Consider the following 14108-nt stretch of genomic DNA (forward strand, 5'->3'; position numbering starts at 1 on the left):
TATAAAGCTGCTGTAAAGTGTGTGTTAATGAGGATGATACACATTGTTGCAGTTTTGGGGCTTCTTTTGTTTTGAATGGAAGTTATTTTTCCTCGCGTAAAGTAAAATATCCAAAATAAAGTGCCATATAATGAATGCCCCATGGGTTCCCTGTGCCCCCATGCAATGTCCCTCTATATGCAATGTCATTGTGGTGTGATGAGTATACTCAAAAACACCTCTCAGTTCTTATTCACATTCGTTGAGCCTCTCTCATTTTTACGCTTGCAAAGGAAAAAGCCGGCACTATCATCATCTTTGCCAGTCCCCAATGTTGCAACAGCTTTTGGAACTTGAGACAATTCATTAGAGGCATTTTTAGTCCTGTCTTGTACAGTTTCACTCTATACGGCAATCCCACGTTTCATATGTAAGAGAATGGTTTTGATTGCTTCAATATAAACAGATTTGTAATGAGAAAATCTTAGGATATTCGGGATTCTTATGCAACATACAAAATAATTAATTATCTTTGTAAATCAATGTGTTGAGTTATTGTGGTAGCGTCATGCTATAATGTAAAAAGTTTCCGTAAAGTGTATACTATTCATTGCATAGCCTCTTTATACTTATGAATGTGCAATCCAGCACTGATCTATTTGCTCGTTTGCGATGTTTAACCATTATGGCGTTGGAAATGATACAGAAAGGGAATTTTTATGCTTTAGAGGGTGCTTGCTTGTGATGTGTGAATGGTTTTGATTGATTTCAGTTATGCTTCATAAAGTGTATTCCATAAAGATGCTGTTCGTTGTGTGTTATAATTGTATAAATTTGGGGGATATGATTATCTTTTTACTGGTTTTGTCTTGGGTTGCTGGTTTCTTTGTGGTCTTGTCTTTATTCACATCTTTATTCACAGGGGGGAAAAGTGTATAGACTGTAGTTTATGGCAGAGACGATTCGTATTATAGGCATTGATCCCGGATTACGGCGTACAGGGTGGGGCGTTATCGATGTTGCGGGTAATCGTCTTCAGTTTATTGCAGCAGGGACGGTTTCTTCTGATGTACAGTGTGAGCTGGCTTCCAGACTATGTCAGATCCACAAAGGTCTTTCAGAGGTTGTGCATCAATTTATGCCCCATGAAGCCGCTGTAGAACATGTATTTGTCAACAAAGATGCTACAGCAACTTTAAAACTTGGCCAAGCGCGTGCAATTGCACTACTGGTTCCTGCGCAAGCAAATCTTCCTGTTTTTGAATATGCGCCCAACAAAGTGAAAAAATCAGTTATTGGGGTTGGACATGGGGCTAAAGAACAAATCCATATGATGGTCAAAGTTCTCCTCCCACGGGCTGAATTTGATAGCAGTGATGCGGCTGATGCTCTTGCTCTTGCTCTTTGTCATAGTATGCACCGTAACAGTATTGACCGATCTTATCAGGCAAGGATGGCGATATGAGTGGGGTGGAAGCATGATTGGCAAATTAAAGGGCACTCTTGAACATATCTTTGATGATCATATCCTTCTTGATGTTCACGGTGTGGGGTATGTTGTTTTTGTGTCAAATCGGCTGCGTCCTTCTTTACCCTCTGTTGGGGAGGCGTTAAGCCTTTTTATTGAAACGCATGTTCGGGAAGACGCAATCCGCCTTTTTGGTTTTGCTACAAGAGCTGAACAGGAGTGGTTTTGTCTTCTACAAAATGTTCCTGGAGTAGGGGCAAAGGTTGCTTTGGCAATCTTGGGTACTTTATCGCCAGATGAACTTGCACAGGCTATTGCTTTAAACGATGTTGCGATGATTAGTCGAGCGCCGGGCGTTGGTAAAAAAGTCAGTGAAAGAATTGTGGGTGAGTTGAAAAGTAAAACACTCCCCTTTGAACAAGCGGTCAAGACTGTTTCGGTTTCTCAGCGTGAGATGACCAATCAACCTGCGCATGATGCGCTTTCCGCGTTGATGAAGCTAGGGTTTGAACGGGAGCATGCATCCCGTGCTCTTGCTCTTGCGATGAATGCTCTTGAGGGGGAAACTGTTTCTTCTGCCCTGCTGATCCGCCATAGTCTCAAATTGCTTTCTTCTCCTACTTAAAATCAAGGTAACAATGCATAAAGATGAAGATAAACGCCTTCTGGGTTCCGCCTCCCTTCCTAACGATCCAGATCGTTCCTTGAGGCCACAAGTTCTCGATGACTTTATTGGTCAAGAAGCGGCGCGGGCTAATTTAAAAATATTTATTGAAGCAGCAAAAACGCGGCAAGAAGCGCTGGATCACGTTTTGTTTGTAGGGCCACCGGGGTTGGGAAAAACAACGCTTTCACAGATTATGGCAAAAGAATTAGGCGTTAATTTTCGCTCTACTTCAGGGCCGGTCATCGCTAAAGCAGGAGATTTAGCCGCTCTCTTGACCAATCTCGAAGAACGTGATGTCTTGTTTATTGATGAAATTCATCGCTTAAATCCGGCGATTGAAGAAATTCTGTACCCAGCAATGGAAGATTATCAACTTGATTTGATCATTGGGGAGGGGCCGGCCGCACGCTCGGTGAAAATTGATCTGGCTAAATTTACTTTGGTAGCGGCAACCACACGTTTGGGGCTTTTAACCACACCTCTACGAGACCGTTTTGGCATCCCAATTCGTCTCAATTTTTATACGATAGAAGAATTGGAATATATTGTGCAGCGTAATGCACGACTTTTTTCCGTCAAGATCAGTGATGATGGTGCTCATGAAATTGCACGCCGAGCACGGGGAACCCCTCGTATTGCCGGACGGCTTTTACGGCGCGTTTGTGATTTTGCTTTAGTTAAACAAGCAAAACAAATTGACCAAAAAATCGCCGATGAAGCCCTTTCGCGCCTTGAGGTTGATCATCTTGGGCTTGATCCGCTTGACCGCCGCTACTTGCTCCTGATTGCGGAAACTTTTTTAGGGGGGCCGGTGGGGATTGAAACAATTGCTGCTGCTTTATCAGAACCACGCGATGCCATTGAAGATATTGTTGAACCGTATTTGCTTCAACAAGGTTTTATTCAAAGAACCGCTCGTGGACGCATTCTAACTGAAAAGGCTTGGAGCCATTTAGGGCTTTCTGCTCCAGCCTCTACAACGTCTATACAAAGGCGTTCTCAACTTTCTGATGCTCAAGACAATTCATCACTTCAGACATCTTTATGGGATGGGGAAGATGACTAAGGCATTCTCTTTGTTAAAAGAAACTATGTGAATATTTTATAGCAAGGTCATAAAATACAAGAGACGTGCCTTCTTTTAGCATATTCTGGCTAAAAAGGTTTGGCACTATTAAAGATTTTTTGCTTTTGCTTTTCACAACTTCAACACAAAAATGTGTTCAATCTTTTGATTGATAGATAATTTGCTATATTAGATGATTTTATGGGATATGAAGTCGATGACAGAAATAACACCTTTTAAGAGCAATCATACAAACGCTTTTCATAATTTTCAGGTCCGCGTTTATGTTGCGGATACAGATTTTTCCGGTGTAGTTTATCATGCGCGTTATCTTGAGTTTTTTGAACGAGGACGTTCAGAGTTTTTACGCGATACCGGTTTTAATAATAAGATGTTAGCAGCAGGGGGTGAGGGGGAAAAACTGTTTTTTGTTGTTCGTCATATGGAAATTAATTTTTCAAGACCCGCTAAAATTGATCATCTTTTAGTCGTTAAAACACGTGTTACTCATATCCAAGGGGCCCGCTTTTTTATGGAGCAATCTATTTTGCATGAGATGACCACGTTGGTAACAGCCAAAGTTGAAATTGCTCTGATTAATGAGGAGGCAAAACCGCGACGTTTACCCAAAGAACTTTTTGCAAAAATGCTTGGTTAAAAGTGTTATTCATTGAAACAGCCGCTTCAGGAGAGATCAGCAGATATAAAGTAATCTATAATCTAAGACTATACATTTATCATAGCCTAGATGTTTTCTAACAAGGTTACACGATACAGCAAAAGAAAGCACCTCTGCTACAATAACTACAATAAATTGAAGATGATATCCCACAAAATTAAACACGCCCTATCCATGTTATGATTCGAAATCAATGTCATATCATCCATTTTCTGCTATAAGCTCAAGATATTTTTCTTTCTTTTGAAGAAAGGTTTGTTGGCATCAGAAAACAGCGAAAAGTACAAAATATAAAAAGAAATAAAAATGTATATACCCAGCAACATATTGCAATAAAGTGATAATAAGCTATTAGGTCGAAAATTGTCTCAAAACACCCAAAGGGTGTTTTTAAGCAATTTGATTTGTTTTTTTACTGGATTGTCATTTGGTCTCACAAGAGCGCGTCTCTCATCCATTTCTATCCATCATGCATGACTTTATGTGCTATAATGCGTGATTTATGTGCGCTTCTAAACGTAGTGAATGAGTGAGAGATCAATGTATACAAAGCAGAAATGCATTCTTGCATTTAAAGTTTCAAAAGCATATTATTCTATATAATATATTGACTTAAAAAGATATATTATCACTTCTCACGGGCACAAACCCCAATAGAGGAATAGAATAAAATACTTTCATTTCAAATCTGTTCATGTTGAAACAATTAAAATCATTTGCTTATACATCATAAGAGAACAATATAAGCCATTGAAAAAATTGTAAAAATGTTCCTTATGGATCATTCTCAATGCAATAATGATCAAATATCGCAAGTGAGCAAAGAGAGCGAAGAAGCCGGTTTTCATGAAGTAAAGATATGAAAAGGCTTTTTTCATGTCACAGAAGCTTGTACGTTATACCATGGTACCAGAGAGATGATAGGCATTGAAAGGGGCTAATTCACAACACAATGAGATTACATGAGACTTACACTAGATTATATAGGACTTATAGGGGGCCTGGGTGAGGTGCATTGTTGTGAGGCGTTTTAGGGTGGTTTAGTGTCGTTTTTTGTGCCCGATGGTGTGATCTTATTAAAGAATGAGAGAAACAATAGCCTGAGGCAAAGCGTCATCTTTTATGATGATAACATATTTATTTACAATGATAATTCATTGCGTTGTCACTTTCAGATAATTCTGAAACTTGTAAAACTTTTTCTTTTCAAGCTCTATTGCCGCGAATTAATCAAAAACATTTTCTTACATGTCACAAGCGGAGTTGGTGAGTGGGTACAAAAACACTTAAGAAAGGAATAAATGCCTCTTATGAATCTTTTCAAGTGCTAAGACTTATTGCAGCATTTTAAGCTAGAAACGCGTATGATGATTTAGCGTTCTTTTCATAAGCGTAAAGATGGTGGTGCATAATAGATTTTATATCATGCATTTTTATATCTTTTATTTTTATAGCATTTATGGAGAAATCCTGATCGTTATATTTTTCATAAATGCTGTTGTGAAATGAGAGGGGCGTGCATTGAGGGATGTCTCTCGTCATCACTTTTTAAGGAAATTTAAGAAACAAGTCTTGTTTTAGCGCATGGATTTATGTGAGACTAGAGTCTTTACTTAAATTTAGAAACTATAAAATAATCTGTTTTATAAATTTTAAAAATGCATCTTTCATTTAGAGGGACAAAAATTATGCCGCATTTAGAACTAACGAATCCAGAAACAATTGGAATGTTGCATTTGTTTATGCAAGCGAGTTGGATCGTGAAAGGTGTTATGATCGGGTTGCTGCTCGCTTCTATCTGGAGTTGGGCAATTATTTTTGATAAAATTTTTACGTATCGGAGAATACGGCGTGAAATAAAGCAGTTTGAACGCACATTTTGGTCTGGCAAAGCGCTAGAAGATCTTTATGCATCATGCAAAAGTCAACGTACCAATAGTATATCCGCAGTTTTTATGGCAGCAATGGTTGAATGGAAAAAATCTCTTGAAAAAGGGACCCATACATCGAAAAGTTTGCAGAGCAGAATTGATAAGGCTATGGATTTGACGCTGGGACGTGAAAGTGAAAAAATAGAATCAAAATTAAGTTTTCTTGCGACACTGGGATCTGCGGGACCTTTTATCGGACTTTTTGGAACAGTTATTGGTATTATGGAGTCTTTTCTTTCTATTTCAGCTTCTCAAAATACATCACTTGCCATTGTCGCGCCAGGGATTGCAGAAGCGCTTTTGGCAACCGCTATTGGTTTGTTTGCAGCAATTCCAGCTGTTATTGCTTATAACAAGTTGACTCATGAAAGTGCGCGCATCATTGCACAAATAGAAAATTTTGCCGATGAATTTTCAACAATTGTATCGCGGCGTATTGATGAAACACGCACAGCACCTTCCTCTTTATAAAAAGGATCTTATCCCATGGGCTTTTCTGTTGCTTCTTCTTCTCGCAAAAATACACGTAGGCGGCATCATTCACGAAGCCAACTGATGAGTGAGATCAATGTCACTCCTTTTGTGGATGTCATGCTGGTCTTGTTGATTATTTTTATGGTTTCTGCCCCCCTTTTAGTGAACGGTGTTCCTCTAGATTTGCCTCGTAGTCAAGCGGGTCCCGTACGAGCTCAAAAAACACCTCTTACGGTTTCACTTGACGCGCAAGGGCGCTTTGCCATTAATCAAGATTATTATGAAACGTCACAGTCCCTGATTGCACACCTGAAAACTCTTCTGGAAGCAGATGCTACACAAAAAGATCAACGGGTTTTTGTACGGGTTGCTAAAACTGTTGAATATCAGCAAGTATTAAAACTGCTGGCAGATATTCAAAAAGCGGGGTTTTCTCAAGTTGCGTTAGCAAGTTTAGCACAATAAATAGTAAGTAATAAAATTGTGCATAACCGGTTGTTTTTAAGATTTTTTTAAAAGAGCATAGAGTGATTAAAAATGAAAAAATGTAAGGCATAAGTAAGGCATAAAGAATGAACAAAGACTCCTATCATAGTATGAAACGAGGCTTGGCTTTATCCCTTGTGGTCCATGTCATTTTTCTCAGTTGGGGAGCTATTCAGTTTACAAGCTCTGTCTCTTTACCACAACCGTTGGAAGCAATTCCCATCACTCTTGCTCCTTTGGTGGACGAGTTTTCTTCTCAACAAGGAGCCGTGAAGGCTCCTATACGTGCAGTCCCTGCCGTCAAACCAACTATGCAACCACAAGAGAAAGAAGATGCACGCCATATTGGAGAGGGACAAATAGATAGTCTTGCACCGTTTCAACCAGAGGAAAAGCTGCGTCCCGTTGAAACAGCATCGCCACCATCAAGCGAGAACACGTCAGAAACATTTGCACCCGAACTTACAAAACCAGAATTATTAGAAGCAAAAACAGAGGATGCACCCAAGGTTGCGCCTGAGATGCCTTTGGAGGCACCGGAGGATGCGCCCAAGGTTGCGCCTGAGATGCCTTTGGAGGCACCACCGGAGGATGCGCCCAAGGCTGCACCTGAGATGCCTTTGGAGGCACTACCGGAGGATGCGCCCAAGGCTGCACCTGAGACGCCTTTGGAGGCACTACCGGAGGATGCGCCCAAGGTTGCGCCTGAGATGCCTTTGGAGGCACCACCGGAGGGTGCGCCCAAGGCTGCACCTGAGATGCCTTTGGAGGCACCGGAGGATGCGCCCAAGGTTGCACCTGAGATGCCTTTGAGAGTGCCGGAAGATGCCTCTAAGGTTGCGCTCAAGCCTGCGCACAAAAATGAAGAGATGATATCGCCAAAAGAATTGGCTCCAACGGTCCCAAAAGTACCAGCAGAGCAGATTGTTCATCAAGCGCCCAAAATTGTACTTCCAGAAAAATCTCTTCTTCCACAGTTTAAACCAAAGTTTGACGGAGAATTTCCAAAGAAGAATGAGGCTGCATTGAATCAAAAGACGCCAAAGCTTAACAAGAAAAACCAAGAGAAACAGACCATTGAAGATATTTTAGCTCTGGAGGAAAATAATTTGCTCAATCGTGCGCGGTCACAAGGAGGGGGAGCAAAACGTTCTCATATACCAGAAGCTTTGGGTGCAAGAAAAAATATTAATGATACCACAAAAATGGCACAAACATTGGTCAATATTGCGGGGGGATGTATTCAACAGAAGCTTAAACTTGTGGCGCTTGGCGGCGATTTAAAAAATCGTCCGGTCGTGCGGTTGCGATTTTATTTAGACCGTGAAGGGATGGTTGTGGGCGATCCTATCATTGATCCCGTAAGCGGCCTTGAGAGTCAACAAGCTATTATGATAAGGCAGGTGTATGCTGCTGTCTTTTCATGCCAACCTTATGCAGATCTCCCACGTGATCAATATGATCTATGGGGGCAAGGTTTTGACTTTAATGTTGATCCCCTCCAAGAAATAAGATGATAAACGAGAAAAAAGCGCTTAACGAAAGGACACATTCCATGATGACTATAACGAGACATAAAGTTTTTGCTTGGTTTATTGTCACTTGTGGGGTGTGGCTTTCAAGTATTTCATCGGGTTATGCGCAATTGAAAGGAACTATTTCGAGCGCTGATTTTAATCCCATTCCCATTGCAATTACAGACTTTATTTCCAATGATTCGATTGGGTTGAAAATATCTGCTGTGGTGACAGCCGATCTCGAACGGTCGGGGCTGTTTTTACCGCTTGATAAAGCAAATTTTTTTGAAAACATTTCTAATCCTAATAAACAACCACATTTTGCTTCTTGGCAGAAAATAAAAGCGCAAGGTTTAGTTACTGGGCAAGTCATGAGAGAAATCGATGGACGTTTGAGGGTCGATTTTCGTTTATGGGATGTGTTTGGACAAAGACAATTGAAAGGACGGCGTTTTTATACTGCGACAGAACGTTGGCGGCGTGTGGCACATATGATCGCAGATGAGATCTATAGTGAGATGACAGGAGAAAGTGGTTATTTTGATACACGAATTGTTTTTATCGATGAAACAGGTCCTCAAAATGCACGCATTAAACGTTTAGCAATGATGGATCAAGATGGAGCAAATTTGATTTATATGTCGGATGGAAGTGAATTGGTGCTTACACCGCGGTTTTCACCAAAAAGACAAGAATTGACCTATATGGCTTACGAGGACAATCAAGTACCTCATGTTTATCTCCAACAAATTGAAATGGGGCAAAGAGAGTTGATCGGAACGTTTAATAACATGACAATTGCTCCACGTTTTTCTTCTGATGGACAAAAAGTTATCATGAGTTTGTTACAAAATGATGGGAGTGCCAATCTTTACACTATGGATTTACGAACCCGTACGATGACGCGACTTACAACAACTTCTGCTATTGATACTTCTGCTTCTTATTCACCGGATGGAAAACAAATTGTCTTTTCTTCAGATCGTAGTGGAAAGCCGCAAATCTATAAAATGAATGCGGATGGGAGTGATATTCAGCGTATTTCTTCAAACGATGGGAGTTATTCAACACCTATTTGGTCTCCACGGGGTGACTATATCGCCTTTACAAAACAATTAAGCGGACAATTTTCTATCGGTGTTATGCGCCCTGATGGACAAGGAGAACGAATTTTAACCACGGGGTTTCACAATGAAGGACCAACGTGGGCCCCCAATGGTCGTGTACTGATGTTCTTTCGCAAAAATCCCGGTATGGGACCAAAAATTTATACGATTGATATTACGGGTCGCAATGAACGACAACTCCCTACCCCCAATGATGCTTCAGATCCAGCATGGTCGCCTTTGCTCAATGTACAGTAAAACAAAATGCTTAAAAACAGAATATAGAAGGAATATAGTCTACACAGTCTCAAGTTTAAACAATCTCAATTGTCTTTAATTATTTAAAAGAAGGAATTGATTATAGTGGGTATGGGGAGTTATGTAGATTTCATCTATCATCTACGGTTGTTGATCGATAATGGAATTTCCTTGGGGGAAAATGCTTAAAAAAATTCAAAACAATACCTTGAAAAAATAGAGTCGAAAATTTTGAGATCTCTAGATTTCAATTTTTTATTCAAAGTGTCGCTATATATATTTTTTTAAACTTCCTCTTCGATTTTGTTTGTGAAGAGTCCTCTTGTCAGGGGGGGCTGTTGCTCTTTGATGTGTTTTATTCAAGTACGCGGTTGTTTTAGATCTGAATCTTGATTGATTGGTAAGAGCAAAAGGACAGATTTTTAAGATAAATGACGTTATTTTAGAAATATACGATGCCATAAAGTTAATGCCATAAAGTCAAAAATTTATCCGCAACGGATTAGAGAGATGTACCGGCTTTTTGTACAATACTTTGCTAAACAATCAGCTCTGGCTTTCCATTTGCTTATTTTTATTCTGTGATGTTGTAAAAACACTGTCCTTTGAAGTGTGGTGATATAGGGCGTATAAATAGGACGTATAAACCTCCTTGATATATTCTAAGTGTTTTTAAGTGCGTGGCGAATATTTAGGGGAGTGCATGTTTGTTGAGCCTTAAGTTTCAAGTGAATTTTATGAGTGATTCGTCATAGGAATACGTTAGGAAAATCCCAATTGTTTAGAGGCTAGATCATTTTCATCACTTGAGGGTGGGGAGAGGAGGTTAATCTTAAAGAACAAAAAGATCAAATAGAGAGGGGATATAGGGATAATCTTTGGGGCATGTAAGAAAGGCGTGAGACTACAGAGTTTTGTATGCTTTCTTTTTGGGATTATGTTTTCTGCGATTGATTGTGGTTTTTTGTTGCACCAATGGCTTACCCCGCTATTGACGCGGGGCTTTTATATGTGCGGATAAAGAAGAAGAATGACAAATGCTTTTGAAGCCCTCATGCATGAAGAGAGGGCTTATGCAAATGATGGGAATTATACAGACAATTTTGCCAAAATCTCATCACTGACATCAAAATTTGCATAAACATTTTGCACATCATCATCTTCTTCTAATGTTGAAATCAGTCGTAAAACGGACAAAGCTTTTTCTTCATCTATTGGTGCAAGGGTGGTGGCTTTCCAAATCGTTTTAATCGATTCTGCTTCACCAAGTTTTGCTTCAAGTGTTTTGGAAACTTCACCAATATCTTCAAATGCGCAGGTAATATGATGTCCGGTTTCTTCTGATTGCACATCTTCGGCACCGGCTTCAATTGCTGCATCCATGATGTTATCGGCTGTCCCTGCTTCTGGCTTATAGATTATTTCACCAATCCGATTAAACATGAAACTGACCGATCCTGTTTCCCCTAAGGCTCCTCCTGATTTTGTGAAGGCGGCGCGCACATTTGAAGCGGTGCGGTTGCGGTTATCAGTTAAAGCTTCAACAATGACGGCAACGCCGCCTGGTCCATAGCCCTCATAGCGTACTTCATCATAATTTTCGACATCGGCGCCTGACGCTTTTTTAATCGCGCGTTCAATATTATCTTTCGGCATCGATTGTGCTTTGGCATTTTGAACAGCCAGCCTTAAACGTGGGTTCATGGCTGGATCAGGAGCACCTTGTTTTGCTGCTACGGTAATTTCGCGCGCAAGCTTAGAAAATATTTTCGAGCGCATTGCATCTTGACGCCCTTTACGGTGCATAATATTCTTAAATTGTGAATGGCCTGCCATAGTTTTCCTTCCTATTTGAGGGCTTTTTTGCCAGTTGGATACTCCTTAGAATTTAAGGCGATAAAGCACGCATCCCACCAGAATAAATGTGCCACAGCATGAGGTGAAATAATCGAATAAACCCTTTATAAGAAAATTCATCTTAAAGGTAAAGACACCTTAGTTGAGGATCATTACAAGAGAGATCTCTTGTCGTTGAGCAAAAATAACGCTATAACAGAATGTAATCTCATAGCAAAATGGTTTATTCCATGCCGCGCTTTGTTTTAGGAGTGGTTGGAGAGACCTAAACATATAAAAAAGTTCCAGTGCTCTTGAGTGGGCGGTAACCTGCCTCATAGAAGAGGCGCAGAAGAGGATTTATAAAAATGGCAACGCAACTTTTGATGCCCAAAGCAACAGCTGTTTGGTTGGTTGATAATACAGCTCTTTCTTTTGATCAGATTGCAGAATTTTGTAAATTGCATGTCTTGGAAGTAAAAGCTATTGCCGATGGTGATGCGGCTTATGGTATTAAAGGTTTAGATCCGATTAGTTCTGGGCAATTGACGCGCAGTGAAATTGCACGGGTGGAGGCTGATCAAAACGCACGATTGAAAATTTCTCAATCGAGGGTGCATATTCCTGAAAAAAAACGTAAAGGGGCGCGCTATATCCCTCTTTCTCGACGCCAAGATCGTCCCAATGGTATCCTATGGTTGGTTACGAACCATCCCGAGTTGAAAGATGCGCAAATTGCACGGTTGATTGGGACAACAAAAGCGACAATTGAACAAATCCGCCTTAGAACCCATTGGAATAGTGCGAATTTGGTTCCTCTTGATCCTGTAGGACTTGGTTTGTGTTCGCAAATCGATTTAGATTTTGAGCTCCAGCGTGCGGCGAAAAATCGTCCTGTTGCAGCAGCAGAAGATAGGTCGTTGCTTCCCGCTTCTGTGACGGAAAACGCTGCTCTAGAGGAAAATGAGAGTGAAGAAAATCTGCATAAGACTTTTGACGCTGATAAAGTTTTTGCAAAGCTGAACGCGCTGCAAAAAAATCGTCAAGATCAAGATGATGCATAAAAAGCCATGACGCATAAGGAAAACATTTCTTATGGAAATGTTAGAGGAATGGCTGAAGAGAAGAAAAATTGGCAGAGACTTAAAAGTAAAAATGAGGACGAAAAAACAGAAAAAATTTCTTCTTCATTAGGAATTAACGGTTATTCTTAAAAATATTTTTAAGAATTGACCCTTCTTTACGAAATTCAAGGAGAAACGGACTATGCGCTCTACCAAAAAAACCATCTCTCATTCCTTAGCTATCCTCTTTCTTTTCTCACTATGCCTAGGTGGGTGTGGCAAAAAAAATGTTGGTGCACTTAACGGTATGAATGGCGCTTATATGAATGATGCTGGTTTGAATCAGGTGTCACCAGGCTCAGGACAAGAATTTACGGTTAATGTGGGTGATCGCGTGTTTTTTGGTCTCGATTCTTCTTCACTTGATGCTGATGCTGAACGTATTTTAACGCGCCAAGCAGAATGGTTGCTTCATTATCCTTATTATTCTATTATGATCGAAGGTCATGCTGATGAGAGGGGAACACGTGAATATAACTTGGCACTTGGACAGCGCCGTGCTGTTGCTGTGCGAAACTATTTGGTGTCTCTTGGTGTGTCCGCACAACGGATTCAAACAATTTCTTACGGAAAAGAAAGACCTGTAGCAGTATGTGATGATATTTCCTGTTGGAATCAAAATCGACGTGCTGTGACAACGTTGAATGACATGAATAGTCATTAAAAAGAAGATTGTTTGTTTCAACTATTTAATAAGCTCTTAAGGGGAAAAAAGAATGTATCGTAAAATCAATTGGAAAACACTCTTTTATATGGGGGTTTTCATAGCTTGTTCGACTTCACTTGTTCAAAGTGCGGCACGAAAAGCTTCCGAATATCCTGCACATGATACGGATAAAGTTGATGCAGTTGATAAGGCAACTGATGACGTGAAGAAAGCACCTGAAGCAGCCGATAAAGCAGCATCTGATGCGGCGGAAAAAGCCACTGACGCTGTTGATAAGGCTGTCGATGCTGTGAAAGAAGCACCTGAAGCAGCTGATAAAGCAGCATCTGATGTGATAGAAAAAGCCACTGACGCTGTTAATAAGGCTGTCGATGCTGTGAAGGAAGCACCTGAAGCAGTTGATAAAGCAGCATCTGATGTGATAGAAAAAGCCACTGACTCTGTTAATAAGGCTGTCGATGCTGTGAAGGAAGCACCTGAAGCAGCTGATAAAGCAGCATCTGATGCGGCGGAAAAAGCCACTGACGCTGTTAATAAGGCTGTCGATGCTGTGAAAGAGGCACCTGAAGCAGCTGATAAAGCAGCATCTGATGTGATAGAAAAAGCCACTGACGCTGTTGATAAGGCTGTCGATGCTGTGAAGGAAGCACCTGAAGCAGCTGATAAAGCAGCATCTGATGCGGCGGAAAAAGCCACTGACGCTGTTAATAAGGCTGTCGATGCTGTGAAAGAGGCACCTGAAGCAGCTGATAAAGCAGCATCTGATGTGATAGAAAAAGCCACTGACGCTGTTAATAAGGCTGTTGATGCTGTGAAGGAAGCACCTGAAGCAGCTGATAAAGCAGCATCT

12 protein-coding genes and 1 pseudogene are annotated in these 14108 nt (G+C 40.7%); 12 read left to right on the plus strand and 1 reads right to left on the minus strand.

All coding sequences use genetic code 11. The features are described from left to right. Window positions 1-928 precede the first annotated feature (928 nt). The 8 genes from ruvC (at window position 929) to tolB (ending at window position 9631) form a co-directional block, all read left to right on the plus strand. On the plus strand, window positions 929-1444 hold the full coding sequence (gene ruvC / locus ACFINL_RS02890) for a crossover junction endodeoxyribonuclease RuvC (RefSeq protein WP_375613206.1): 516 nt from the start codon (window positions 929-931) through the stop codon (window positions 1442-1444). Window positions 1445-1457: 13 nt separating this feature from the next. Next, window positions 1458-2072 carry a Holliday junction branch migration protein RuvA gene (gene ruvA / locus ACFINL_RS02895; protein WP_375611757.1) on the plus strand — a complete coding sequence of 205 codons (615 nt, stop codon included), beginning with the start codon at window positions 1458-1460 and terminating at the stop codon, window positions 2070-2072. Window positions 2073-2085: 13 nt separating this feature from the next. Beyond that, entirely contained in the window at window positions 2086-3180 is a 1095-nt protein-coding gene (gene ruvB / locus ACFINL_RS02900; protein WP_375649934.1) for a Holliday junction branch migration DNA helicase RuvB, read from the plus strand. 217 nt (window positions 3181-3397) lie between these two features. Then, window positions 3398-3838, plus strand: coding sequence for a tol-pal system-associated acyl-CoA thioesterase (gene ybgC / locus ACFINL_RS02905; RefSeq protein WP_375611759.1), 441 nt, complete (start codon window positions 3398-3400; stop codon window positions 3836-3838). Between the two features lie 1709 nt (window positions 3839-5547). Continuing rightward, entirely contained in the window at window positions 5548-6261 is a 714-nt protein-coding gene (gene tolQ, locus ACFINL_RS02910) for a protein TolQ (protein WP_375611760.1), read from the plus strand. A 15-nt stretch (window positions 6262-6276) separates the two neighbouring features. Then, window positions 6277-6729, plus strand: coding sequence for a protein TolR (gene tolR, locus ACFINL_RS02915; protein ID WP_375611761.1), 453 nt, complete (start codon window positions 6277-6279; stop codon window positions 6727-6729). Between the two features lie 107 nt (window positions 6730-6836). Continuing rightward, window positions 6837-8267: a cell envelope biogenesis protein TolA gene (locus ACFINL_RS02920; RefSeq protein WP_375649941.1), complete on the plus strand. Its 1431-nt coding sequence runs from the start codon at window positions 6837-6839 to the stop codon at window positions 8265-8267. 38 nt (window positions 8268-8305) lie between these two features. Then, a complete protein-coding gene (gene tolB / locus ACFINL_RS02925) occupies window positions 8306-9631 on the plus strand; it encodes a Tol-Pal system beta propeller repeat protein TolB (RefSeq protein WP_375645667.1) in 1326 nt (441 codons plus the stop codon). Between the two features lie 1089 nt (window positions 9632-10720). Here tolB and ACFINL_RS02930 read toward each other — a convergent pair. Continuing rightward, window positions 10721-11467, minus strand: coding sequence for a YebC/PmpR family DNA-binding transcriptional regulator (locus ACFINL_RS02930; RefSeq protein ID WP_254492472.1), 747 nt, complete (start codon window positions 11465-11467; stop codon window positions 10721-10723). Between the two features lie 368 nt (window positions 11468-11835). Between ACFINL_RS02930 and ACFINL_RS02935 the strand changes: the two genes are divergently transcribed. The 4 genes and pseudogenes from ACFINL_RS02935 to ACFINL_RS02950 all read left to right on the plus strand — a co-directional run. Continuing rightward, window positions 11836-12531 (plus strand): DUF1013 domain-containing protein, encoded by a 696-nt coding sequence (locus ACFINL_RS02935; protein WP_375649948.1) that lies wholly within the window; start codon window positions 11836-11838, stop codon window positions 12529-12531. A gap of 6 nt (window positions 12532-12537) precedes the next feature. Next, a complete protein-coding gene (locus ACFINL_RS02940) occupies window positions 12538-12681 on the plus strand; it encodes a hypothetical protein (protein ID WP_375645670.1) in 144 nt (47 codons plus the stop codon). 52 nt (window positions 12682-12733) lie between these two features. Beyond that, window positions 12734-13255, plus strand: a complete 522-nt coding sequence (pal, locus tag ACFINL_RS02945; protein WP_375649951.1) for a peptidoglycan-associated lipoprotein Pal — start codon at window positions 12734-12736, stop codon at window positions 13253-13255. 52 nt (window positions 13256-13307) lie between these two features. After that, a pseudogene (locus ACFINL_RS02950) lies at window positions 13308-14108 on the plus strand (tol-pal system protein); the annotation flags it as partial.

Source organism: Bartonella sp. AA78NXGY (assembly GCF_042197005.1).
Taxonomy (GTDB): Bacteria; Pseudomonadota; Alphaproteobacteria; order Rhizobiales; family Rhizobiaceae; genus Bartonella.